Source organism: Hydrophilobacter chitinilyticus (assembly GCF_049860745.1).
Classification (GTDB): Bacteria; Pseudomonadota; Gammaproteobacteria; order Burkholderiales; family Burkholderiaceae_C; genus Rhodoferax_B.
Genome location: NZ_CP187561.1, coordinates 206,508 through 231,304, shown reverse-complemented (window position 1 = coordinate 231,304; position 24,797 = coordinate 206,508). Strand labels below are relative to the sequence as shown.

Sequence of the window (24,797 nt, the reverse complement as noted above, 5' to 3'; positions counted from 1 at the left end):
TGTTACGCCACCACTTGTGGAGTACGCGCCACGCACCGCGCACAATAGAGGCTTGTCGGCTGCCGCCCATCGCCTCTTGTTTATAGAGCCCAATCGGCACCCAGCGCGCTGTTCACCAGCGCACCCAGCTATCAAATCAAGAGTATTTCGTTTGTCCACCGCGCATTCCGTTCTGCACGAAGTCTTTGGCTACGAGCAGTTCCGTGGCCCGCAAGAGGCCATCGTCCAACACGTCATCCAAGGCGGCGACGCCCTGGTGCTGATGCCCACGGGCGGCGGCAAAAGCCTGTGCTACCAGGTGCCGGCCATCGTGCGCCAGCAGATGGGGCACGGCATCACCATCGTGGTGTCGCCGCTGATCGCGCTGATGCACGACCAGGTGGGCGCGCTGCACGAGGCCGGGGTGGAGGCCGCGTTCCTCAATTCCACACTCGACTGGCAAGCCGCCCTCGACGTGGAGCGCCGCCTGGCGCGCGGTGAGATCACCATGCTCTACGCCGCCCCCGAGCGGCTGACCACGCCCCGCTTCCTCGACCTGATGGACGGCCTGCACCAGCGCGGCCAACTGAGCCTGTTCGCGATTGACGAAGCCCACTGTGTGAGCCAGTGGGGCCACGACTTCCGCCCCGAATACCGCGGCCTGACGGTGCTGCACGAACGCTACGCCGGTGTGCCGCGCATTGCGCTGACGGCAACGGCCGATGCGCTCACGCGCGCCGACATCATCGAGCGCCTGCAACTGGAAGACGCTGGCCAATTTGTCAGCAGCTTCGACCGGCACAACATCCGCTACACCATCGTCGAGAAGAAAGACGCCACCACACAACTGCTGCGCTTCATCGAGCGCGAGCACCCCGAAGACGCGGGCGTGGTGTACTGCCAGTCGCGCAAACGGGTGGAAGAGCTCGCCAGCACGCTGCAGGAGTCGGGCATCAACGCCCTGCCCTACCACGCCGGGTTGCCTACCGAGCAGCGCCAACTGCACCAGGACCGTTTTCTGCGTGAAGACGGCATCGTCATGGTGGCCACCATCGCCTTCGGCATGGGCATCGACAAGCCCGACGTGCGTTTTGTCGCCCACGTCGACATGCCCAAGAACATCGAGGGCTACTACCAGGAAACCGGCCGCGCCGGCCGCGACGGCCTGCCCGCGCACGCCTGGATGGCCTACGGCCTGCAAGACGTGGTGAACCAACGCCGCATGATCGACGAAAGCCCCGCCGCCGACACCTTCAAGGACGTGATGCGCGGCAAGCTCGACGCGCTGCTGGCCCTGGCCGAGGCCACCGACTGCCGCCGCGTGCGCCTGTTGGGCTACTTTGGCGAAACCTACGGCCTGGGCGCGCCCGGCCAAGCCAACCCCGAAGGCCGCGTGGCGCAGATGAAATGCGCCAGCTGCGACAACTGCCTGAACCCGCCCGCGGTCTGGGACGGCACCGACGCCGCACGCAAACTGCTTTCCACCATCTACCGCGTGCACGAGGCCAGCGGCCTGACTTTCGGCACCGGGCACATCATGGACATTCTGCGCGGCAAAGACACCGACAAGGTGCAGCAGTTCGGCCACGAAAAGCTCTCCACCTTTGGCCTGGGCAAAGACTTCAGCGAGCACCAGTTGCGCGGCGTGCTGCGCCAGTTGCTAGCGGTGGGTGCCGTGGGTTTGCAGAAGGTCACCACCGATGCCGGCTTCAGCTTCGACACCCTGTGCCTCACCGAAGGCTCGCGCAGCGTGCTGCGCGGCCAGGCCGCCGTGTTGCTGCGCGAAACCAGCGCCGCCCCGGCACCCAAACGCACGCGCCGCAGCACCCAAGCCGCTGCGGCCGCCGCCGCCAACCTGGGGCCAGATGCCGAAGTGCGCTTCATCAACCTCAAGGCCTGGCGCGCCGAGGTGGCCAAGCAGCACAACCTGCCGGCCTATGTGATCTTCCACGACGCCACGCTGGCCGCCATCGCACAGCGCGCACCGCAGTCGCTGGACGACCTGCAGGGCATCAGCGGCATTGGTGCGAAAAAACTCGAAGCCTACGGGGCCGAGGTGCTGCGCGTGAGTTCTATGTAGGGCCGCAGTAGCGGCAGGCGGCGCCCTCGCTGGCGTCCACTGCCGCATGCAAGGACTCGTGCCGCAGCCACTCGCCAAACAGGCGGTAACTCTCCAGATCGGTCTGCGAATTGGGCGCACACAGGTAGTAGCCCAGCGGGCTCTCGAAGCGGCGTCCCAAGGGCTCGACCAGTTCACCCGAGGCCAGCTCGCGTTCAATCAAACACGTGGGGATCAACGCCAGGCCCATGCCCGTGGCGGCGGCCTGGATCAACATCGAAAACAGATTGAACCCCGGCCCGAAACGCGCCGACTCATAACCACCGACGTAAGCCGCAAACCAGTCCTCCCACGACAGCGGCAGCTCAATATGCTGCAGCAGCACACAACGTTTTAAATCCTCGACATCGCCAATCTGCTGCTCATCGCGGTATTGCGGCGAACACACCACGCAGGTTTCCTTGCCCGCCAAATACGTGGCCTCGGCACTCGGCCAATCGCCGTAGCCGTATTGGATGGACGCATCGCAATCGGTCTCGACCTGCATGTTGTCGATGGTGCGATAACGCACGAAGTTGATCGAGATCAGCGGATGGGCCGCCCTGAACGCATTCAACCGAGGAAACAACCAATTCGCGGCAAACGTTGGCGCCACCGACAGGTTGAGCGACTGCGATTGGGGCGCCGTGTACATCACCTGCGAGGTGGCGGCTTCCAGCGAATGCATGGCCGGACGCACCAGCTTCAAGTAGGTGCCTCCCATCTGCGTCAGCTCCAGCCCATTCACGCCACGGATGAACAAGGCGTGGCCGAGGTAGCTCTCCAGCGTGGCGATATGCCGACTGATGGCGCTTTGCGTGACGAACAATTCCTTTGCGGCCTTGGAAAACGACAAATGCCGCGCCGAGGAAATAAACGCATTCAATTCCGAAATAGTGGGGCACCGTCTACGCATGGCGGGTATGAGTGGCAGTCATAGGGGTACGAATTTTTGGCTCGGCCAACACCGTAAATGGATGAACTTTTTCATAACGTTGCCTTTAGAGTCAACGCCATATCAGGTGTCTATGGCCATCCATTCTGGCCCAATTCAATATGCAAGCGATCGTTCTTCAAAACGTGCGGATTCTGGATACCCGGAATCTTTCCCTCACGCCTCTTCAACATGTGCTGTTGGATGAAGGCTTGATTCAACGCATCAGCGCCGAGCCGCTGAGCGTGGAAGGCGCACAGGTGATTGATGGGCGCGGCATGACGCTGATGCCCGGCCTGATCGACTGCCACGTCCACGTGGTGGCCTCGGCCTTCAACCTCGGCACCGTGGCCAATTTGCCCAACGCCTTGGCCTTGCTGCGTGCGCTGCCGATCATGAAGGGCATGCTCGACCGCGGCTTCACCTCGGTGCGCGATGCCGGTGGCGCCGACTGGGCTCTGGCCGAAGCCGTGCGTACCGGGCTGGTGCCGGGGCCGCGCCTGTTCTGCGCGGGCAAGGCCTTGTCGCAAACCGGCGGCCACGGTGACTTCCGGGCGCGCAACGACACACTCGACCCCTGCTCGTGCGCCTACAAGATTGGCAACATCGGCCGCGTGGTGGACGGTGTGGACGCTTGCCGCCTGGCGGTGCGCGAAGAAATCTTGAAGGGCGCCACCCAGATCAAGGTGATGGCCTCGGGCGGCGTGGCCTCGCCCAACGACCCGATCAACAACCTGGGCTTCTCTGAGGCTGAGTTGAAAGCCATCGTCGAAGAAGCGCACAACGCCAACACCTACGTGATGGCCCACGCCTACACACCACAAGCGATCTCGCGCGCGGTGCGTTGTGGTGTGCGCACGATTGAACACGGCAATTTGGTCGATGCCGATACCGCCAAGCTCATGGCCGAACAAGGCGCCTACATGGTGCCCACGCTCATCACCTACGAAGGGCTGGCCAACGAAGGCGCGAAGTACGGCCTGCCCGCGGAGTCGGTGCAAAAGATTGCCAAGGTCCGCACCAACGGCTTGAAGGCGCTGGAAGTGCTGGACGCCGCTGGCGTGAAGATGGGCTTTGGCAGCGACTTGCTGGGCGAGACGCACTACATGCAGTCCGATGAATTGCTGTTGCGCAGCAAGGTGCTGGGCGGCGCCAAGACGCTGCAACAGGCCACGCTGATCGGCGCCGAGATCCTGAACCAGACCGGCTTGCTCGGCGAGGTGCTGGAAAACGCCTATGCCGACCTCTTGCTCGTGGACGGCAACCCGCTCGAAGACATTGCACTGCTGACGCAACACGACACCGCGATCAAGCTGATCCTGCGCAATGGCGAGATCCACAAAAACACGTGTGACTGAAACGTCAGCACACATGCCCGGCTAGTGAACCCCATCTCTTAACCCAAAGGCTTCCCTCATCATGCACACCGTCTCAGAACGACTTGAGCGACTACCGTTCAGTAGCTTTCACTTCAAGCTACTCATCATTGGAGGTCTGGGGTTGGCCTTTGAGGCCTTGGACGCCGGCATCATCGCCTTCATCATCCCGTCGCTGCGCACGCAGTGGGGGCTGACGGGCACCGAAGTGGGTTGGATCGCCAGCAGCACCTATGTGGGCTTCTTGGTGGGCGCCTTGCTCTCCGGTATTTTGGGCGACCGTTACGGCCGCAAGACGGTGATGCTTTGGGCGCTGGTGCTGTTTTGTGTGGCCACGTTTGCCAATGCGTTTGCGCACAACTTCCACTCGTTCTACATCCTGCGCATGATCGCCGGCGTGGGCATGGGCGCTGAAGGCGCCATCATCGCGCCCTACTTGGCCGAGTTTGTGAGCAGCCGCTACCGGGGCCGTTTTACCGGCGCGTTGGCGGGCTTCTTCTCGTTTGGTTTTGTGTTGTCGGCGCTGCTGGGCTACTTCATCGTGCCGCTGAGCGACGATGGCTGGCGCTGGATCATGGTCATCGCGTCCGTGCCGGTGGTGTTTCTGCTGTGGTGGCGCCGTTCGTTGTTCGAGTCGCCACGCTGGCTCGAAGACGTGGGCCGCAAACAAGAGGCTGCCGACATCTGCACCCAGATTGAAGCCTCGGTGCAACGCTCCACGGGCCAGCCGCTACCGGCGCCCGTGACAGGGCCACGCATCACCAGCGGCGCTGCCGCCTCGGGCACGTGGGCCAAGTTTGCAGCGCTGTTTGGCGCCGAACATGGCAAGACCACCATGGTGATCTGGATCCTGTGGATCTCGGTGCTGTTCTGCTACTACGCGTTCTTGGTGTGGATTCCGAGCTTGCTGGTGGCGCGTGGCTTCACCATCACCAAGAGTTTCTCGTTCACCATCCTGATCTACCTGGCGCAGATTCCGGGCTACTACTCGGCCGCCTACTTCAACGACAAGATTGGCCGCAAGTACACCATCCTGGCTTACATGGTGGTGTCGTGCCTGGCGGCCTTGGGCCTGGCGTTTGCCGGCGCCGAGTCGGACATCGTGGCGCTGAGCATGCTGCTGTCGTTCGGCATGAACGGCATCATCGCCGCGCAATACACCTACACCGCCGAGATTTACCCCACCTCCATCCGTGCCACCGGCATGGGCGCAGCCTCGGCCTTTGCACGCATCGGCTCCATCGCTTCACCCACCATCGTGGGGGCCGCGTATCCGGTACTGGGCTTCGGTGGCGTGTTCGCCATGATGACCGGTGTGTTGTTTGTCGGCGGCCTGGGCATCCTGATCTTCGGCAAGAACACGCACGGCGTGTCGCTGGAAAAGATTGCGGCATGAGCGCCGCGCAGGGCCGCCCCAAGCAAGCTCGCTCCCGCTTGGCGGGACAGGCCGCAGGCCGAAGGGTGCACCAATGAGCTCGGCTGTGTTTCCTCAGGTACGCCTGGCCAAGGCCGCGCACGAGCTAGGCCAGGCCGAGACGTCCGAACGCCGCTGGGCGTTGATCTCTGAGCTGCTGCAAGACCTGTTCGGCCACCGGCTGTTCACCGCCTTGGTCTACCTCAAGGCGCAGCGCCTGATGGGCCGCATCTACACGTCGGACGGCAACATCAGCCCCCTGGGCGGCTTCAAGGCCACGGGTAAGGGCCCGTGGTCGAGCCGGGTGCTGGACGAAGGCCTGGTCTACGTAGGCAGCCATGAGAACGACATCCGCAGCGTGTTTTCGGAGTCCGAGATGCTGATCCAGCACGGCCTGCACTCGGTGCTCAATATCCCGATCTGGTTTGGCGGCGAGGTGATCGGCTCGCTCAACCTGCTAAACCATCGCGCGGCCTATGACCAGGTGAGCTCGCCCTTGCTGGAGTTGATTGCCGCCATGGTGGCGCCGGTGTTCCTGGCTGAGAAGGCCCATGCACTGGAAGCTGTGGCCGGGCTGGACACCAGCAAGCTGGACAGCGTTTGATCCGGTTCAAGCCACCTTTGCCGGTGGCGCTACTGCGTTCTCGCCATAGGCTTGCAAGAACGCCTCGAACTCCGCCAGCGGCAGCGGGCGGCTGACCAGATAGCCCTGGATGCTGTGGCAGCCGATCTCGCGCAGAAACTGCTGCTGGCGCACCGTCTCCACCCCCTCGGCGATCACATCCAGACCCAGCGTCTGGCCCAGCGTCACCACCGTTTGCGCAATCGCCGCGTCATTGGGGTCGGTGAGCACATCGCGCACAAACGATTGGTCGATCTTCAACTGGTCCAACGGCAGGCGCTTGAGGTAGTTGAGCGACGAATAACCGGTGCCGAAATCGTCCATCGCAAACTGCACACCCAGCGCCTTGAGCGCAGTCATCTTGACCACCGTATCCTCCACGTCGTGCACCAGGGAGCTTTCGGTCAGTTCCAACTTGAGTCTCTTGGGGTTCGCGCCTGAGGCATTGAGCACGTGCACCACCTGCTCAACATAGTCGGGCTGCGCCATCTGCCGTGCGCTGACGTTGACGGCGAGGGTGAGATGCGCCGTGTGCGGCGCGCCCGCCCAGCGCACCAGGGTTTTGCACGCGGTCTCCAGCACCCATTCCCCCAGCGGCAAGATCAAGCCGCTTTGCTCGGCCAGCGGAATGAACTCGGCCGGCGACACCATGCCATGTTCGGGCAGCGGCCAGCGTAGCAAAGCCTCGGCGCCAATCACTTGTCCCTCGGCGCCGACTTGCGGCTGGTAATACAACACAAACTGGCGGTTAGCCAGGGCGTTGCGCAGGTCGATCGACAACGAATGCCGCTCCACCATGCTTGACTGCATGACCACCAGCAAGGCGTACAACACGACCAAACCGAAAACGTTGATGCCCCAGGCCCACGGCCCGCGCAGGGTGTCCGGCACCGGCTCTCCTTGCGGCCAGCCTGTGGAAGAACTGGCAAAGAACAGAAAGGCCGAGAAGCTGATGAGCGTGAGGCCATGGCGCAACGACCAGCCCTCTCCCTTGAACATCAAGAATGTGGCCATGCCCATGGCCAGAAAAAAGATGTGCGAGGTGCGTGGCACCTTGGACGTCGCGAGATCCTGGGTGCCACAAACCACGCAGAGGGTGAAAAACAGGCTTGCCATCATGGCCAAAGCCGCGTACCGGGGCTGGTCATGCCGCGCCAGCCAGAAGGCCAACACAGCCGTCAACACCAGTTGCGCTTCCACCGCCGTCATGAACCAATCACCGCGCAGTGCGAGATTGATGCCGAAGAACGAGCCGCCCAGAATCATGCCGGTGGCCCAGATCTGCAATACGCGCCGCATGCGGCGCAATTGCCGGGCCTTGTCGCCACTGATTTCCTGGGTCACGCGCGAGCTTTGCATAGTTGTTCTATGTTCTACATAAGAGGGCCTCTGTCACCCCCTGCCATCACTCCGCACCCCGGGCGGGCGTGGAGTCGAAACGCGCCTGCGCAGAACTACGGAACGAAACCCATGCTACGGGCATCGCGCACTTCGGGCTTGATGCGGTGTTCGGCCTCCAACTGTGCCATGAATTCGTCGGCCTCAATCAACACGTCCAGAATTTCCGCCTGGCGCTTCACGGCGGCAAAGTCGCCGGGGCAAAGCTGGTCGAGCTTCAACAGGCGCGTGGCCAACTCAGCGCTGAACTGGCCACTGTCACCCGCCAACGCTTCGGTGACGAACATGGTCTCGCGTTGGGCGCGCGTCAGCGGCAAGAACTTGATCTTGAACGCGAAGCGGCGCAACGCCGCCTGGTCGATGCGGTCGAGCAGGTTGGTGGTGCAGATGAAGATGCCGTTGAAGCGCTCCATGCCTTGCAGCATCTCGTTGACTTCACTGACCTCGTAATTGCGCTGCGCGCCTCGGCGGTCTTGCAGAAAGCTGTCGGCTTCGTCCAGCAACAACACCGACTGCTCGGCCTCGGCTTCCTTGAACATGGCGGCCATGTTCTGCTCGGTCTCGCCAACAAACTTGCTCATCAAGTCGCTGGCTTGCTTGATGAGCAACGGACGGCCCAGCGACTTGGCAATGTGCTCGGCCAGCGCGGTTTTGCCGGTGCCCGGTGCGCCGTAAAAACACAGCGTGCCGTGGCCGCACGCCTTCAGCGCCTGCACCACGCGCGGGATCTCAAAGCGGCATTCCACGTTGAGCATGTCCAGACTGTAGGTGGTGACGCTGGGGCGCGCCTCAAAGCCGCTGTGGTGGCCGCCCAAGGCTTTGTCGGCGTTGGTCAGTTGGCGTTCGATCAGGCTCTCCAACCCGAGTGCATCGGTTGTTGCCAAGTCGGCAAAACGCACGGCGGTGCGGATCTGCGCGGGCGTCAGACCTTTGCGCTCGGTGAGTTTGGCGACGAACGCATCCGACACCGCCACGCCTTCAAGCGTTTTGCGCACCAGGCCTTCACGTGCGCCGGGCGGTGGCGAACGCAACTCCAGGTGGTAGGCAAAGCGGCGGCGAAAGGCTGGGTCGATTTGCTCGATGCGGTTGGTGATCCAGATGGTGGGTACGGTGTTCGATTCCAAAATCTGGTTCACCCAGGCCTTGCCGCTGACCGAGCTGTTGCTGGGCGCGGGCACTTGCTCGGCGCGGGCAATCAACTGCGCGGCTTCGGAGCTGATGGGCGGGAAGACGTCTTCCACTTCGTCAAACAACAACGCCGCCTGCACGCTGCCTTTCAAGAACACCTGGGCGATTTGCAGCGAGCGGTAGCGGTCGCGCCCGCTGAGGGAGTTGCCGTCGCGGTCGGAATATTCCACCTCGAACAGGTCGAGCCCGGCGGCATCGGCGGCCACACGCGCCAGCTCGGTTTTACCGGTGCCGGGCGGGCCGTAAAGCAGTACGTTCACACCTGGCTCTTTGCGCGCCACGGCATTGCGCAAGAGCGACACCATCACCTGCGCGTCTTCGTCCACAAACGAGAAGTCTTGCAGCTTCAGCGTGCTGCGCGTGGCCGGGCGCGTGAACACGGCCATCAGCTCGTTTTGGTTGCGGTATTCACGCATCAGCACCGGCGGCAGCTTTTCGCTGACCTTCATCAGGTCGGCCAGGTCGGTGATGTTGTGCTCGGAGATCAGGTTCTCGACCAGGCCGATGCGCTCCAGCCGCGAGCCCGCGCGCAAGGCCTCACCCACATCGGACGGGCTCACACCCGCCAGCTCGGCTATCGCGGCGTAAGCCTCGGGCGCGTTGTTGACCTTCACTTCCACCAAGATGGTGCGCAGGTCGCGCTGGTAACGCGCCAGCGTGCCGTAGAGCAGCAACGCACGCTCGGCTTTGTTCAGCAGCAGCAGGCCCGAGAGCGCATCGATGTTTTTCTCGACCAGGGTCGATTGCTTCTTCAACACCTGCGTGAGCCATTCGCCGGTGACGGTCAGCGCCGAGAGCAGGTCTTTGGGTTGGTCTTTGGCGTATTCGTCCAGATAGAAGAACAGCGTGCCTTCTTCGTAAGGGCCGCGCCAGATGCCGTGGCGCTCCAGGAATTCAGCCGTGTCGAGGGCCGCATGGCCGCGCCAGAATTCATTGTCTTTGCAACGCCGCCCCAGAAACTCGCGCAGGCGGGTGAGCACGGGCAGCGGCCACACCAGGTGGCGGCCGGCCATGGCCAGCAGGCTGTTCAAGTCGCGGCGGACGTTGAACTTGGCACCTTGCCGGGCCACCAGGGTCAGCACAAAGTGGGAACACATCAAATCCAGCACAGGCGCCTGCTGCAGTCCGGGAGACGGAATGAGCAGGGCGCCAGCGGCGGTCGACATCGAGCGTTTCACCATGGAAAGTGCTCCCAGGAACGGAATACGTTGGCCGCACCATAACGCAGGCCGCAACCCTTGGGAAGATACTTCGCAGAATTTCCCAGGGGTCCAGCGGCAACGAGGTCAAACGGGCATGTCATCATCGCGCCAGCGCAAAAATTTGTCACACTCTTCGCCATGACCACACTTGCAGATATCCACGCCGCCGCCTTGCGTCTGAAGGGCCAGATTCTGGACACGCCCTGTGTCGATTCGCGCACCATTTCGCAGATCACCGGCGCCGAGGTGTTCTTGAAGTTTGAGAACCTGCAGTTCACCGCGTCGTTCAAGGAGCGCGGCGCCTGCAACAAACTCGTGCAACTGGCTGAGGCCGAGGCAGCGCGCGCCAATGGCACAGCGCCCGACACACCGGTGTTGCGCGGCGTGGTGGCCATGAGCGCCGGCAACCACGCCCAGGGCGTGGCCTACCACGCACAACGCCTGGGCCTGCGCGCGGTAATCGTCATGCCGCGCTTCACGCCCGGTGTGAAGGTAGAACGTACACGTGGCTTTGGCGCCGAGGTGGTGCTGCACGGCGACACGCTGGAAGAAGCCCGCACCCACGCCTACGGGCTGGCCGAGCGCGACGGCTTGGTGTTTGTGCATCCGTATGACGACAACGACATCATTGCCGGCCAGGGCACCGTAGGGCTGGAGATGCTCACACAGGTGCCACAGCTCGACATGCTCGTCATTGCCGTGGGCGGCGGCGGCATGATTGCCGGCATCGCCACGGCAGCGCGTGCGCTGAAACCCGATTTGCACATTGTGGGTGTGCAGACCAGCCAGTTCCCGGCCATGGTGAATGCCGTCAAGGGCACGGCGTTCCCCCAGGGCAGCAGCACGATTGCCGAAGGTATTGCCGTCGGCATGCCCGGGCAGCTCACCCAGGAAATCATCCGCGAACTGGTGGACGACCTAGTGCTGGTCGACGAAGGTGACATCGAGCAGGCCATTCTGATGCTGCTGGAGATTGAAAAGACGGTGGTGGAAGGCGCTGGAGCGGCTGGGCTGGCGGCTTTGTTGAAATACCCGGAGCGCTTCAAAGGCAAAAACGTGGGCTTGGTGCTGTCAGGCGGCAATATCGACCCGCTGTTGCTGGCGGCCATCATCGAGCGCGGCATGGTGCGCGCGGGGCGGCTGTCGCGGCTGCGTGTGGGCGCACGCGACAACCCGGGCTCGCTGGCCAAGATCACCGCCACGGTGGCGGGCGCGGGCGCCAACATCAACGAAGTGCACCACCAGCGGGCGTTTACCGCGCTGTCGGCGCAGAACGTGGACATTGAGCTGGTGATCCAGACACGTGGCCGCGCCCACGTGCAGGAGGTATTGGCGGCTTTGCGTACGGCCGGTTTTGAGGCCAACGAACAAATTTGAATCACCAGTGAAAAAGCCCCACTAGAATCCGAACACAACTTAGACAAAAGAGCAGAAAAGGAGTCGCCATGTCCGAACCCACGCAAAACCACGCTGCAGCCGAGCATCAGCCGGCGGACGCCATTGAGTCCATCGTCCCGCTGATTCCAATCGTGTTGCCGGTGGTGGGCGGTGTGTTGATCTTCTTGCTCGCGTTTATCGCTGTCTTCATGGCCTGATTCGGCCAGCGCCCTCGGGCGCACCCCTCGTTTCTCGGCAATGCCGGTGATCGCAAGGTCACCGGCATTTGTCGTTTTGGGCCCAGGAACCTTCTTTTTCACGCAGTGCACAAAACGCGCTTTTCTCCTACAGAGGCCGATACAGAAGCACATAACATGATGCATGTTCGGCATAAAGTTGGCCTGTAATCGTTTGGTAACTTTAGAACCACTCCCTAAAATCGGCTCCCACGACGCTGACAACGGGTTCTCATCCTGCGCCACGGAAGACGTCTTTTGAAAGGCTGCATCGCCCCTTGGGCAGAAGCTGTTTTTGATAAGACGATTTTTTACTTTGGAGCTTTACCGATGAACGCACCCACGATGCAGGGCCTGGCCCTGAACGAACCCAAATACGTCAAAAACGCCAAGCTCATCGCTTGGGTGGCCGAAATGGCCGCGCTGACCCAGCCTAAAGACATCTACTGGTGTGACGGCAGCGAAGAAGAGTACGCGCGCCTGTGCCAGGAACTGGTGGACGCCGGCACTTTCAAAAAGCTCAACCCCGCCAAGCGCCCCAACTCCTTCCTCGCCCAAAGCGACCCAAGCGATGTGGCACGTGTGGAAGACCGCACCTACATCTGTTCTGAAAAGAAAGAAGACGCCGGCCCCACCAACAACTGGATGGCGCCTGCCGAAATGCGCGCCACGCTGGCGCCGCTGTTCAAGGGCAGCATGAAGGGCCGCACCATGTATGTGGTGCCTTTCAGCATGGGCCCGCTGGGTTCGCCTATTGCGCACATCGGTATTGAATTGTCTGACAGCCCCTATGTGGCAGTGAACATGCGCACCATGACGCGCATGGGCGCCGCCGTGTACGACGTGCTGGGCGTGGACGGCGACTTCGTGCCTTGCGTGCACACCGTGGGCGCGCCGCTGGAAGCTGGCCAGGCCGACGTGAAGTGGCCTTGCAACAAGACCAAGTACATCGTGCACTACCCTGAAACCCGCGAAATCTGGAGCTACGGTTCGGGTTACGGCGGCAATGCCTTGCTGGGCAAGAAGTGCTTCGCGCTGCGCATCGCCTCCACCATGGGCCGCGACCAAGGTTGGCTGGCGGAACACATGCTGATCCTGGGCGTGACCAACCCCCAAGGCAAGAAGTACCACGTGGCAGCGGCCTTCCCCAGTGCTTGCGGCAAGACCAACTTCTCGATGCTGGTACCCCCTACCGGGTTCGAAGGCTGGAAAGTCACCACCATCGGTGACGACATCGCCTGGATCAAGCCTCAAGCCGACGGCTCACTGCGCGCGATCAACCCCGAGGCTGGCTACTTTGGCGTGGCCCCCGGCACCAACTTCAAGACCAATCCCAACTGCATGCGCAGCCTGGACAAGAACGTGATCTTCACCAACGTGGCACTCACCGATGACGGCGACGTCTGGTGGGAAGGCATGGAAGACGACGTGGCTGGCAAGGCCCTGCCAGCACACCTGATCGACTGGCAAGGCAAGGACTGGACGCCACAAATCGCCAAGGAAACCGGCGCCAAGGCCGCCCACCCGAACGCACGCTTCACCGTGGCTGCCATCAACAACCCGGCACTCGACGAAGCCTGGGACGACCCGAAGGGCGTGGCGATCGACGCCTTCATCTTCGGCGGCCGCCGCTCCACCACCGTGCCGCTGGTAACCGAGGCGCGTAACTGGACCGAAGGCGTGTACATGGCCGCGACCATGGGCTCGGAAACTACCGCCGCGGCCGCTGGCCAACAAGGCGTGGTGCGCCGCGACCCGTTCGCCATGCTGCCCTTCATGGGCTACAACATGGCCGACTACTTCCAGCACTGGCTCAGCCTGGGTAGCAAGCTGGAAGCATCAGGCGCCAAACTGCCCAAGATCTATACCACCAACTGGTTCCGCAAGGGCGCCGACGGCAAGTTCGTTTGGCCTGGCTACGGCGAAAACATGCGTGTGCTGAAGTGGATGATTGACCGCATAGAAGGCGCCAACACCGGCAGCGAACACATCTTCGGTGTGAGCCCAGCCTACGCCGACATCAACTGGACGGGCCTGGACTTCACGCCAGAGCAGTTCGACACCGTGACCAGCATTGACCGCGCGGCTTGGCTCAAGGAACTGGAGTTGCACACCGAGCTGTTCCAGCAACTGGCCTACCACCTGCCTGCTGAACTGGTGCAGACAAAGGAAAAGCTGGCCAGCCAACTGGCTGCGTAATCCGGTCGGGCCTTCGGGCCTGTGGAGTGCAAAAAAGCCCGGTTCGTCCGGGCTTTTTGCTGCCTGCAAGTTTCAAGGTGAAAGAGGCCATTGGCGCTTATCCAGCAAGCGCACGCCGCTATTTTTTTCCATAAAAAAAGCTGCCCGAGGGCAGCTTTCGAAAATGTCCCCCGTAAGGGACATGGAGACAATCAGGCGTAGTACGCGAAGTTGGGGTGACGTGTGTACAGGGCATCACGCGCCACAGCTGCTTTTTCCAGCTTGAAAGGCGTTGCAGCAAGTGGCTTGCTCGACACTTCGCTGGCCACTTCAACGCGGCTTTGGGCAGCCATCAGGTCGGCCATCACACGGCTGTCGTGTTGGGCGACTTGCCAGAGACGGGCGTCGGCACGGGCACGGGCGTTCTTGGCTTGCCATTCAGCAACCACCTTGGCCAACGAGAAGCTGGTGTCAGCGGCAGTGACTTGCATGGCGCGGCGGGCGACGGCAGGTGCTTCAACGTTGCTGCGTTCGATGGCGGCCATCACGTCTTCCATGACGGAGGGCACTTGCTGTGCGGTTTCCCACAGACGTTGGTCAGCGCGCTCTTGAGCGACACGTTGCGACCAGCCGTCAGCGGCAGCCACCACACGGTTGGCCACGCGGCGAACAGTGCCTGCGCTCAGAGCCAAAGCAGCGAAAGCAACGGCCCACATGATCACCCAAGCGGTGAACAAGTGGCCTTCAGCCCAGGTGTCCACCATCTTGTCGGCGACCACCATACAGGCGGCAACGACGCCAGCCAACAAAACGGCCGACAGACCCTTGGCGCTGTCGAAGCCTCCTTGACGCAGCTCACGCGCTGCAGCGTAGACCGATTCCGCACGTGCAACGCCAGGGTGCACGGTGGACATATTGGTGTGGACAAAGCTGGTCATGATGTATTTCCTTTTCATTTATCCCCGCCAAGTTGGCTTGGGATGACCGAATCTTAGGGTTACCCCTAGTACTTTTCCACTTTATCTTTGTGATGGAATTCATTCACAATAGTGATGTATTGGTCAGATATGGCTTACAGCATCTAGGCGGGATTGAGCACAACTATGGTGCGTGTGATGCTTTCTTGTCTAGATATTTTTAGCCCATTACGAATATCTAGACTGAATATCTAGCTATTAAATTTAGCGAATCTTCACACGCAAAAATGGTGCATCGCAACATCACTACGGTGTATTTCGAGGATGGAACAACGCATTGCCTCAACAGCCTCTTGCTGGAGTCCAAACTCTAATTTGCGTTTTCACAACAGTTTGTTGTCTGACATCGCACCATCGTTCGTGAACTAGTTCACAACCCCATCACTGCAGGTGCCCGCTATGCCATCCCACGAGCCCAACTTCCGCACTCTGGATCTGAACCTGCTGCGGGTTTTCAACGAAATCATGTCCGAGCGCAGCTTGACGCGCGCCGCACACAACCTGTCGTTGACCCAGCCAGCAGTGAGCAACGCCTTGCGCCGCTTGCGCGAAGCCTTGGGTGATGAGTTGGTGCGCCGCAGCGGCCAGGGCATGGAGCCCACGCCGCGTGCCGTGGTGTTGTGGCCGGCGGTGCGCGATGCCTTGCTGCAACTGCAGCAGTCGCTCACACCGCAAAACTTTGTGCCAGCGGAGGCCGACGACACCTTTGTGATCGCCATGGCCGATGCCACCGCCGCCGCGTTGATTCCCGGCCTGGTGGGCATTGTGGAAGACGAAGCGCCCGGTATTTCACTGCGTGTGGTGCCGCTGACCACACGCGACCCGCGCAAGCTATTGGAAGAAGGCTCGGCCGAACTGGCCGTGGGCTTCTTCCCCGCCATGGTGGCCGATTTAACGGCGCGCGCGCAGGTCGGCAAAACCAGCACCTTCGCCACTCTGCGCCTGTACGACGGCCAATATGTCTGTGTGATGCGCAACGAACACCCCCTGGCCGATGGCCCGCTCACGCTCGACCGCTTTTGCGCCGCGCGCCACTTGCTGGTGAGCTTTTCGGGCCGGCCTTACGGCTTCATCGACGAGTCGTTAGAGCGCCTGAAGCGCGACCGGCGTGTGGTGCTAACGGTGAACCAGTTCTTTACTGCTGGGCGGGTGGTGCTCAACTCCAACTTGCTGACCGTGCTGCCAAAGCACTTCGTGGAGGAGACCGGCATTGCCACGCGATTGGTGCAACGCGAATTGCCGTTTGCTGTACCGGCTGTGCATGTCGATGCCGTTTGGCACCTGCGCCATGAACACAGTGGCGGGCACGCTTGGCTGCGTGACGCCTTATCCCGTTCGGCCCACAAAGCTTTTGGTGCGGGAACGCCGGAATGGCGCGAACAAATGGACTTGAAGATCTAGGTTCGGAAGGCTGTTTGCGCTTCTTAGCGCACAACGCTCAGGTAAGCACGGGCGGCATCGCGCAATTCAGCGGCGTGGCGTGGATCCAGACCGGCGCGGGTGTCGGCCGATTCAAACAGCTCGTTGGCCACATCTTGCTGGGCTTGTGCCGCATTGGTGTTGGACAAAAAGAACTTCAGGGGTTGCACTTTGGCGATGAAATTAAACATGGTGGAATCTCCAACGAAGCAGCTAAAACTGCGATGTTTGAAGAATAAGGGTTAACCCTAGAAACGCAATAGCCGATCTATGCAGTTTGCGCATAACCCCAAACATCGCACCTTCAACTGGGCGAAACCAGTTCGCCGTGCGACATTTGTCACAGTGCCTCTAAACTGCTGGCGTGCCCTGTTTCAACCTACCACCCGCCCGCCCACATGAAGATCCAGCTGCTGTCCGACCTGCACCTTGAACAGGCCCCGGACTACCAGCCGCGCATCGCCCCGGGCGTGGACGTGCTGGTGCTGGCCGGCGACATAGGCTCGTACCAAGACCGCTCGCGCCTGCGCGAAGACGACTTCGGTCTACGGCGCTTTTCGCCCGCCGCGAACGGCCCGAATTGGCCCCGCACGCTGTACGTGCCCGGCAACCACGAGTTTGATGCGCTGGAATTTGACGCCACCACCACCCGTTTGCGCGCGCTGTGCGCCGAGTTGGGCGTCGAGTGGCTGGAGCGCGAAGTGATCCACATCGGCGCCGTGCGCTTTGTGGGCACCACGCTGTGGAGCGACTTCGACGCCCTGGCCAGCCGCGCCACCACCCTGCCCGACCTGCTGCGCCAGCGCGACAAGGCCTTTCGCGCGGCCAACTACTACCTGCGCAAAAACACCACGCTGATACAAGGCCTGCCGATGTTGGCGCAGGAGATGCGCGAGCTTTCGCTGCAGTGCCAGGCCTGGCTGGTGGATGCGCTCAACACACCACACTCCGGCCACACGGTGGTGGTCACCCACTTTGCGCCCAGCCTGCGCAGCGCTGACCCACGCTATGGCGAAACGCCAGGCACCGCCGGGTTTTGCAATTCACTGGACAGCCTGCTGCCCAAGGCTGACTTGTGGATCCACGGACACCTGCATTGCCCCATCGACTACACCTTGACCACTGAGGTTGACGGGCAGCCCCACCGCTGCCGCGTGGTGGCCAACCCCCTCGGTTATGCCGCCAAGGGCGAGCAGGTCGACTTTCGCGACGAATTTGTCGTACAGGTCAACGAAACGACCTAACCTGTCGCAGTTGACGCGCTCATCTGGCCCATCGCCGCGATCAGCGTGTCATACACCAGGCGTACGCGCGCCGGCACCGGCGCACGCTGCGAGCGGTAGACATACAGCGTCCACGGGTCTGGCGCTTCTTCGTCGAACAGCCGCACCAGGCGCCCTGCCCGGATGTGTGGCTCGGCAAAGAAGCTGGTGAGCTGGCCAAAACCAAAACCCGCCAACACCGCCTCGCATTCGGCCTCGGCGTGGTCGGTCACAAACGCTGGCGCGCTGGGCGCCACTTGCCGCCCGCTTTTGAACAGCCAGGGCCACAAACGGCCAGTATTGCGGTCGACCAGCGCGGTAGTGGGCTGGGTAAACAACGCCTCCAGGCTGGCCGGGCACCCTACGCGCTCAATCAACGCCGGTGCGCCCACCACCACAAAGTCCACTTTGGACACTGGCCGCGCCACAAAACGGCTGTCGCGCATGAAGCCGATACGCACACCCACGTCGATCTGCTGATCGACCACGTCGGCAATCGCTTCTGACAGCCGCATGTCGATCACCAAGCCCGGGTGTTGCGCCGCCAGCGGCGCCAGGTGCCCCATCACATACTGCCGCCCAATAAAGGTGGGCGCGGCAATGCGCACCACGCCGGCGTGGCTTGAGGCCGTGCGCCGGTCGCTGCGGTGAAACAGACCGTCCACACCGCCCACGGCTTCGCGCGCCTTTTGCACCAGTTGCTCGCCAAAGCTGCTGAGCTGTACGCCGCGTGTGCTGCGGTGGAACAGAGGCTCGCCCAAGTCGTCTTCCAGCTCTTTGACCACACGCGTGACCACTTGCGGCGACACCGCCAGCCGCGCGGCGGCTTCGCGAAAGTTACGGGTTTCGGCGGCCACACAAAAGATGCGCAACGCTTCTAGACGGTTAGCCATGGCGACGGGGCGGAAAAGTTAAACACCGCCAGTGTGCCATTTTCTGGAATTCTGAACTCGCGGCATATCAATTTACGGAGCACGCAGCAAATTTCAGAATTCAGCCCATGTCCTCCCCGGGCATGTAACCAACCAAGAACCAACCAAGGACTTGCCATGAACACCACCGTCAACGTTGCCAGCAACATCGAAAACAAAGTCGTCATCATCACCGGCGCCAGCAGCGGCCTGGGTGAAGCCACCGCCCGCCTTCTGGCCGCACGCGGCGCCCGCTTGGTGCTGGCCGCACGTCGCACCGACCGCCTGCAAACGCTTGTGAAAGAGCTGGAAGCCACCGGCGCCCAAGCCATTGCCGTGGCCACCGACGTGGTCGACATGGCCCAGGTGCAAGCCCTGGCCGACGCCGCCCTCAAGCGCTTCGGCCGCATCGACGTGTTGGTGAACAACGCCGGTGTCATGCCGCTGGCGCCCATCGCCAAAGGCAAGGTGGACGAGTGGAGCCGCATGATCGACGTCAACATCAAAGGTGTGTTGCACGGCATCGCCGCCGTGTTGCCCACCATGACGGCGCAAAACAGCGGCCACATCATCAACATCGCCTCAGTGGCTGGCTTGAAGGTGTTCACGCCGATTGGCACCGTGTACAGCGCCACCAAGTTTGCCGTGCGCGCCATCTCCGAAGGCCTGCGGACGGAGGCACCCGCCGGTGTGCGCACCACCATCGTCTCGCCCGGCGCTGTGGAGTCTGAGCTGAAGCACGGCAGCACGGACGCAGATGCCGTCGCCGGCGTCGCGGCCTTCTACGAAGCGAATCAGATCCCGGCGGATTCCGTGGCCCGCGCCATCGCCTACGCGGTGGAACAGCCGGCTGAAGTGGACATCAGCGAGATCGTGTTGCGCCCCACCGTGCAGGAGTTTTAAGCACCTGCGAACGCAGGCATCCCTTACAAGTTTGACCAGTATTAAGGCGGACTTTTCATGCGCGTGCCTACACTGATGTTTTCAATCAGGAGGCATCGCATGAAGATTTTTCTCGCTGTGGATGGCAGCCCGTACACCAAGAAGATGTTGGCCTACTTGGTCGCACACCCTGAGCTGTTTGGCCCTAACCCGCAGTTCACGGTGTTCAACGTACAGACCGCGTTGCCACCGCGCGCCAAGGCCGCCTTGGGCTCCGAAGAAGTGGACAAATACCACACCGAAGAGGCCAACAAGGTGCTCAAACCCGTGAGCAAGTTTTTGACGCAAAACGGCATCGCCGCCAAGACCGGCTGGAAGGTGGGCTCCACCGCCGACGTGATCACCAAGGCGATTGAAACCGGCAAGTTCGACATCGCGGTGATGGGCTCGCACGGCCACAGCGGGCTGGCCAAGCTGGTGATGGGCTCGGTGACCGCGCAGGTGCTGGCCAAGTCGGTCGTGCCGGTATTGGTCGTCCGTTAAAACGAAGCTGTTCTTAAGTTGTTCCCAGGGTAGCCGCGGCGGCGTCGATCAAGGCGTCGCTCAGGCTGTCCAACGCATCGGACTGCAGGTTCCAGCAGTGCCAATACAACTGCACGGCTTGGTGGTGTGTGGGCAGCACGTTCACCAAAAAGCCCTGCTCCAGCAGCCCGCGCACCAGCAGCTCGGGCACCACGCTGATGCCCCAACCCGCCAGCACCGCGCGCACCTGGCCTTCAGAGCTGGGCACAAACAACTGGTTCAACGTCACCCGTTTCAAGCCAAACGCGGCGCCGACAAATTCGGTTTGCATGTCGTCTTTGCGGTTGAACGCCACAAACGGCACCCGGCGAAAGTTGTGCGGTGTGAGCTGGCTGCCCGCCAGCTTGTCGCGCACCAAGTCGGCGGAGGCCACGGCCACATACCGCATCGACCCCAGTGGCGCCACGCGGCAGCCGCGCAGGGCTTGTTTCAACGTGGTCACGCAGCCCATCACATGGCCTTCACGCAGCCACTCTTGCGTGAAATCCTGGTCGTCGGCAATGATCTCCAGTGGAAAACCCTGCTGCACGATGCCTTCCAGCGCGCCCATGGCCCAGGTGGCAATGCTGTCGGCGTTGATGGCAATCGAAATACGCTCTTCGTCGCGCGTGCCGCCGGCCAGGCTGGGCGCCAGGTCTTGCATGTCGCGCTCCAGGTCGGCACGCAGCAGGCGTAGTTGTTTGGTGTGCTTGAGCAATAGACGGCCCGCCGCCGTGGGTTTGAGCGGGCGGCTGCGCACGATCAACACCGTGCCGGCCTGCGCCTCCAGCGAACGCAGGCGCTGCGACACCGCCGACTGCGTGATGTTCAGGCGCTGCGCTGCGCGCTCGAAACCGCCCTCTTCAACAATGGCGGCCAGGCACTCCAGCGCGTCCGGGTCAAAGATACTCATAAGGGCTTGAACACCGCTTGGATGACCGCTTGCATTATTAGGCCGACTGATAAATTCATAATTAGTTTAATTCTGCTGTTATTTCTCGGGCCGTCAAATCACACTTCGGTCTATGAAAATCATCGTCTTAGGCGCCGGCATCATTGGCATCAGCACCGCTTGGCATTTGCTCGAACGTGGCCACGACGTCACCGTGGTCGACCGCCAGGGCGACGCTGCGCTGGAAACCAGCTTTGCCAACGCCGCACAAATCTCCGTTAGCTACTGCGAACCCTGGGCCAACCGCGACGCGCCGGGCAAACTCCTGAAGTGGATGTTTCGCAACGACGCCCCGCTGTTATTCCGCCCGCAACTCGACTGGCAGCAATGGCGTTGGGGTCTGCAATTTCTGAGCCAATGCAACGACACCGCCTTTGAACGCAACGTGCAGCAGATCGTGGCACTGGGCAGTTACAGCCATCAAGCGCTGAAAGACGTGGTGCGCCAGACCGGCATTACTTACAACCGGTTGGAACGCGGCATTGCCCACTACTACACCGACCAAAAGGCGTTTGACGCGGCTGGTGACGCCGCTGCCTTGATGCGCAAATTTGGCGTGGCGCGCGACGTGGTGAGCCGCGACGAGTTGCTGCGCATCGAGCCAGCTTTCAAGCCATTTGGTCACCGCATCGTGGGCGGCACGTTTACCGCCAGCGACGAAAGCGGCGACGCCCGCGTCTTCACCCAGGCACTGGCCCAACGCTGCAGCGCACGCGGTGCCGAGTTTTTGTACCACCACGATGTGGTGCGGCTTAACCGCCAGCAAGACGCTATTGAATCCGTAGCTGTGCGCACAAACGCAGCGGGCGCTGGTGGCCAATTAAGCTCTCAAATTAAAACCCTCAAAGCGGACGCGGTCGTGGTGGCCTGCGGCTCGTACAGCGCGCCGCTACTGCGCAGCGTGGGCGTGGATTTGCCCATCTACCCCGGCAAGGGTTACAGCGCCACCTTCAAGCTGTTGCGCCCCGAACTGGCGCCCATGGTGTCCACCATCGACGACGAAGTGAAGTGCGCCATGAGCCGCCTAGGAGACCAGTTGCGCGTGGCCGGCACCATTGAACTCGGCGGCTTTGACCTGTCACTCAACACCCCGCTGGCCCAAGCCCGCTGCCGCCTTTTGGCCGAACGCATTGAGGCCGTGTTGCCCGGTGTGTGCGACACGCGCAGCGAGGCTGAAGGCGGCCAGCCGCGCTTCTGGACTGGCCTGCGCCCCGCCACCCCGACCAACGTGCCCTATATCGGGCGCACCAAAGTCGGCAAGTTGTGGGTCAACGCCGGCCATGGCACGCTGGGATGGACGCATGGTGCGGGCTCGGGCAAGGCGATGGCGGCGCTCCTCAGCGGCGAAATGCCGGCCATGCCGTTCAACTTTTACGGCTTTGAGCGCGCCCGGCACGCGATGCGGACGATCGCCGCCTAAGCAGGCTGTTTTTGATGCGCCTCGCGCAAACACGCCTGAAACGCCAGCGTGACGCGTGACGGCTCGGGTGAACGCCGCACGATGCTCAAGAACCGGCAGTCGTAGCGAAACAGCGCCGGGCGCACCGCGCGCATCAACCCGGCCTGCACAAAACCTGCGGCGTAGTGCTCAGGCAAAAAACCCAGGTAACGGCCGGACAAGATCAGCGTGGCAATCGACTCCTGGTCAAACCCCGTGGCCGTGCGTTGCAGGTGCACTTGGCGGCTGATTTCCATGTTGGGCGAGTGGTAGCCCAGGCCCGCAAACGCGTGCGCGCGGATGTGCGCCCATTCCAGCGCGTCATGCTCAGTCGTAAACAGCGGGTGCGCGGCGCCGCAATACAGGTGCATGGTTTCGCCAAACAGGTCGTCGTAGGCCAGGCTGTCCGAGTCGCGGTGGCCGGGCACCACGCCGATTTGAAACCGGCCGTCCATCACGCCGCGCTCGATGGCGTTGATCGGCGCCACGTGTAGGTTCAGCGCCACCTCGGGCGCCAGCGCGCCAAAGCGGGCAATCGCCTCTCCCAATCGCGCCTCGGGGTTGCTGGCGGTTTTGTCGAACACGGCGATGTGCAACTGGCCACCCATGCGGCGGTGGATTTCGTCCACGCGATGGCGAAACGCGTCCGCCCCGGCCAGCAAGCGCAAGGTTTCGTCGTAGATCTGCTGGCCTTCAGGCGTGACCGCAAAACCAGCCCGGCCGCGCCGGCACAAGGTCAGGCCCAAGCGGGTCTCCAGGTCTTTGACGTGGCGGCTCACGGTGCTGATGCCGATGTTCAGCTCCAGCTCGGCTGCGGCCATACCGCCGCACTCCACCACCACTTTGAACACGCGCAGCAGGCGCAAGTCCATGTCGCTCAACTGGCCCAGCAAGGTATTCAAATGCACACCCTCATTACTTTCATAAACCCGCAACTAAACAGTGATGATTATCTATAGATAAGAGTATCCGCACCGCCCAGAATCGTGGGATTCCCTCTCAACACCCACCCAAACCCTATCCGCAGGAGCCCTCATGGACATGACCGATGCCAACCGCCTCGCAGCCCCGCGCACCGACGCCGCCTGGCTCGACGCCCACTGGATGCCCTACACCGGCAACCGCGACTTCAAAGCCAACCCACGCCTGATCGTCGGCGCCAAGGGCGTCTACTACACCGACGCCGATGGCCGGCAAATCCTGGACGGCCTCTCCGGCCTGTGGTGCTGCGGCCTGGGCCACGGCCGTACCGAGTTGGTGGAAGCCGTGACGCGCCAGATGGCCACGCTGGATTACTCGCCCGCGTTCCAGTTCGGCCATCCGCTGTCGTTCGAGCTGGCCAACAAGCTGAAAGAACTGACGCCCGATGGCCTCGACCACGTGTTCTTCACCGGCTCGGGCTCTGAAGCCGCCGACACCTCGTTGAAAATGGCCCGTGCCTACTGGCGCGCCAAAGGCCAGGCCAGCAAGACCTTGCTGATCGGCCGAGAAAAGGGTTATCACGGCGTCAATTTCGGCGGCATCTCGGTGGGTGGCATCGCGGCCAACCGCAAGGTGTTTGGCCAAGGCGTTGCCGCCGACCACCTGCCCCACACCCAACTGGCCAAAAACGCGTTCTCGCGCGGCATGCCCACTCAGGGGGCCGAACTGGCCGACGAATTGCTCAACGTGATTGCGCTGCACGACGCCTCGAACATCGCCGCCGTGATCGTCGAGCCCTTCTCTGGCTCGGCTGGTGTGGTGATCCCTCCGCAAGGCTATCTGCAACGCCTGCGCGAGATTTGCACGGCCCACAACATCCTGCTGATTTTTGACGAAGTGATCACCGGCTTTGGCCGCGCAGGTGCCATGACCGGCGCCGAAGCGTTTGGCGTCACGCCCGACATCATGAACGTGGCCAAGCAGATCACCAACGGTGCGCAACCCATGGGCGCGGTACTGGTGAAGAAGGACATCTACGACACTTTCATCAACCAGGGCGGCCCCGACTACATGCTGGAGTTTCCGCACGGCTACACCTACTCGGCCCACCCCGTGGCCTGCGCCGTGGGCTTGGCCGCGCTGGACATTCTGGTGCGCGAAAACATGGTCGACAAAGTGCGCGCCATCGCGCCACATTTTGAAAACGCCGTGCACAGCCTCAAGGGCGCGAAGCACGTCACCGACATCCGCAACTACGGCCTGGCCGCCGGCATCACCATTGCCGCGCTACCCGGCGAACCCGCACGCCGCCCCTACGAGATTGCCATGGCGATGTGGAAGAAAGGCTTCTACGTGCGCTACGGTGGCGACACCATCCAACTGGCGCCGCCGTTCATCATCGAGCGCGGACAGATTGATAGTTTGATCAACGCGCTTGGCGAGACGATTAACGAAACGGCCTGACCATCCAT

General features: G+C 62.1%; 21 protein-coding genes. 13 read left to right on the top strand and 8 right to left on the bottom strand.

The genetic code is table 11. The features are described from left to right. Positions 1-151: 151 nt before the first annotated feature. Entirely contained in the window at positions 152-2,059 is a 1,908-nt protein-coding gene (gene recQ / locus ACPWMG_RS01060) for a DNA helicase RecQ (RefSeq protein ID WP_483302816.1), read from the top strand. Here recQ and ACPWMG_RS01055 read toward each other — a convergent pair. Then, positions 2,052-2,933, bottom strand: coding sequence for a LysR substrate-binding domain-containing protein (locus ACPWMG_RS01055; protein WP_483302815.1), 882 nt, complete (start codon positions 2,931-2,933; stop codon positions 2,052-2,054). The two genes, recQ and ACPWMG_RS01055, sit on opposite strands and share 8 nt — an antisense overlap. A 200-nt stretch (positions 2,934-3,133) precedes the next feature. Between ACPWMG_RS01055 and ACPWMG_RS01050 the strand changes: the two genes are divergently transcribed. The 3 genes from ACPWMG_RS01050 to ACPWMG_RS01040 all read left to right on the top strand — a co-directional run bounded on the left by ACPWMG_RS01050 (position 3,134) and on the right by ACPWMG_RS01040 (position 6,405). After that, a complete protein-coding gene (locus ACPWMG_RS01050) occupies positions 3,134-4,369 on the top strand; it encodes a metal-dependent hydrolase family protein (RefSeq protein WP_483302814.1) in 1,236 nt (411 codons plus the stop codon). A 61-nt stretch (positions 4,370-4,430) separates the two neighbouring features. After that, a complete protein-coding gene (locus tag ACPWMG_RS01045; protein WP_483302813.1) occupies positions 4,431-5,783 on the top strand; it encodes an MFS transporter in 1,353 nt (450 codons plus the stop codon). Positions 5,784-5,856: 73 nt separating this feature from the next. After that, positions 5,857-6,405, top strand: a complete 549-nt coding sequence (locus ACPWMG_RS01040; RefSeq protein ID WP_483302812.1) for a GAF domain-containing protein — start codon at positions 5,857-5,859, stop codon at positions 6,403-6,405. 6 nt (positions 6,406-6,411) lie between these two features. Here the strand turns inward: ACPWMG_RS01040 and ACPWMG_RS01035 are convergent, their stop codons facing one another. Together ACPWMG_RS01035 and ACPWMG_RS01030 are read right to left on the bottom strand one after the other, a co-directional pair. After that, the gene (locus ACPWMG_RS01035; RefSeq protein ID WP_483302811.1) at positions 6,412-7,782 is read right to left on the bottom strand and encodes a putative bifunctional diguanylate cyclase/phosphodiesterase; all 1,371 of its coding nucleotides are present in this window, start codon (positions 7,780-7,782) and stop codon (positions 6,412-6,414) included. A gap of 95 nt (positions 7,783-7,877) precedes the next feature. Then, on the bottom strand, positions 7,878-10,190 hold the full coding sequence (locus ACPWMG_RS01030; protein WP_483302810.1) for an AAA family ATPase: 2,313 nt from the start codon (positions 10,188-10,190) through the stop codon (positions 7,878-7,880). A gap of 159 nt (positions 10,191-10,349) precedes the next feature. On the opposite strand from ACPWMG_RS01030, the gene ACPWMG_RS01025 reads away from it, so the two are divergent. The 3 genes from ACPWMG_RS01025 (at position 10,350) to ACPWMG_RS01015 (ending at position 14,023) form a co-directional block, all read left to right on the top strand. After that, on the top strand, positions 10,350-11,588 hold the full coding sequence (locus ACPWMG_RS01025) for a threonine ammonia-lyase (protein ID WP_483302809.1): 1,239 nt from the start codon (positions 10,350-10,352) through the stop codon (positions 11,586-11,588). Between the two features lie 68 nt (positions 11,589-11,656). Beyond that, positions 11,657-11,806: a hypothetical protein gene (locus ACPWMG_RS01020; protein WP_483302808.1), complete on the top strand. Its 150-nt coding sequence runs from the start codon at positions 11,657-11,659 to the stop codon at positions 11,804-11,806. 348 nt (positions 11,807-12,154) lie between these two features. Beyond that, the gene (locus ACPWMG_RS01015) at positions 12,155-14,023 is read left to right on the top strand and encodes a phosphoenolpyruvate carboxykinase (GTP) (RefSeq protein ID WP_483302807.1); all 1,869 of its coding nucleotides are present in this window, start codon (positions 12,155-12,157) and stop codon (positions 14,021-14,023) included. Positions 14,024-14,214: 191 nt separating this feature from the next. Here ACPWMG_RS01015 and ACPWMG_RS01010 read toward each other — a convergent pair whose 3' ends face one another. Beyond that, entirely contained in the window at positions 14,215-14,940 is a 726-nt protein-coding gene (locus ACPWMG_RS01010) for a hypothetical protein (protein ID WP_483302806.1), read from the bottom strand. Positions 14,941-15,378: 438 nt separating this feature from the next. On the opposite strand from ACPWMG_RS01010, the gene ACPWMG_RS01005 reads away from it, so the two are divergent. Continuing rightward, the gene (locus ACPWMG_RS01005; RefSeq protein WP_483302805.1) at positions 15,379-16,380 is read left to right on the top strand and encodes a LysR family transcriptional regulator; all 1,002 of its coding nucleotides are present in this window, start codon (positions 15,379-15,381) and stop codon (positions 16,378-16,380) included. A 23-nt stretch (positions 16,381-16,403) separates the two neighbouring features. On the opposite strand, the gene ACPWMG_RS01000 is transcribed toward ACPWMG_RS01005, so the two are convergent. After that, positions 16,404-16,589, bottom strand: coding sequence for a hypothetical protein (locus ACPWMG_RS01000; RefSeq protein ID WP_483302804.1), 186 nt, complete (start codon positions 16,587-16,589; stop codon positions 16,404-16,406). Between the two features lie 207 nt (positions 16,590-16,796). Here ACPWMG_RS01000 and ACPWMG_RS00995 point away from each other — a divergent pair, with 207 nt between their 5' ends. Next, a complete protein-coding gene (locus ACPWMG_RS00995) occupies positions 16,797-17,642 on the top strand; it encodes a metallophosphoesterase (RefSeq protein ID WP_483302803.1) in 846 nt (281 codons plus the stop codon). Here ACPWMG_RS00995 and ACPWMG_RS00990 read toward each other — a convergent pair. Next, positions 17,639-18,553, bottom strand: a complete 915-nt coding sequence (locus ACPWMG_RS00990) for a LysR family transcriptional regulator (protein WP_483302802.1) — start codon at positions 18,551-18,553, stop codon at positions 17,639-17,641. The two genes, ACPWMG_RS00995 and ACPWMG_RS00990, sit on opposite strands and share 4 nt — an antisense overlap. 156 nt (positions 18,554-18,709) lie before the next feature. On the opposite strand from ACPWMG_RS00990, the gene ACPWMG_RS00985 reads away from it, so the two are divergent. Both ACPWMG_RS00985 and ACPWMG_RS00980 read left to right on the top strand, forming a co-directional pair. Next, complete coding sequence (locus ACPWMG_RS00985) at positions 18,710-19,474, top strand: SDR family oxidoreductase (protein WP_483302801.1); 765 nt, start codon at positions 18,710-18,712, stop codon at positions 19,472-19,474. Positions 19,475-19,573: 99 nt separating this feature from the next. Then, on the top strand, positions 19,574-19,996 hold the full coding sequence (locus ACPWMG_RS00980) for a universal stress protein (protein WP_483302800.1): 423 nt from the start codon (positions 19,574-19,576) through the stop codon (positions 19,994-19,996). 13 nt (positions 19,997-20,009) lie between these two features. Here ACPWMG_RS00980 and ACPWMG_RS00975 read toward each other — a convergent pair whose 3' ends face one another. Beyond that, positions 20,010-20,927 carry a LysR family transcriptional regulator ArgP gene (locus ACPWMG_RS00975; protein ID WP_483302799.1) on the bottom strand — a complete coding sequence of 306 codons (918 nt, stop codon included), beginning with the start codon at positions 20,925-20,927 and terminating at the stop codon, positions 20,010-20,012. Positions 20,928-21,039: 112 nt separating this feature from the next. On the opposite strand from ACPWMG_RS00975, the gene ACPWMG_RS00970 reads away from it, so the two are divergent. Further along, complete coding sequence (locus tag ACPWMG_RS00970) at positions 21,040-22,386, top strand: D-amino acid dehydrogenase (RefSeq protein ID WP_483302798.1); 1,347 nt, start codon at positions 21,040-21,042, stop codon at positions 22,384-22,386. Here the strand turns inward: ACPWMG_RS00970 and ACPWMG_RS00965 are convergent. Beyond that, a complete protein-coding gene (locus tag ACPWMG_RS00965) occupies positions 22,383-23,276 on the bottom strand; it encodes a LysR family transcriptional regulator (RefSeq protein ID WP_483305160.1) in 894 nt (297 codons plus the stop codon). The genes ACPWMG_RS00970 and ACPWMG_RS00965 overlap by 4 nt on opposite strands. A 163-nt stretch (positions 23,277-23,439) precedes the next feature. Here ACPWMG_RS00965 and aptA point away from each other — a divergent pair, with 163 nt between their 5' ends. Further along, positions 23,440-24,789 (top strand): omega-aminotransferase AptA, encoded by a 1,350-nt coding sequence (aptA, locus tag ACPWMG_RS00960; RefSeq protein ID WP_483302797.1) that lies wholly within the window; start codon positions 23,440-23,442, stop codon positions 24,787-24,789. Positions 24,790-24,797 lie beyond the last annotated feature (8 nt).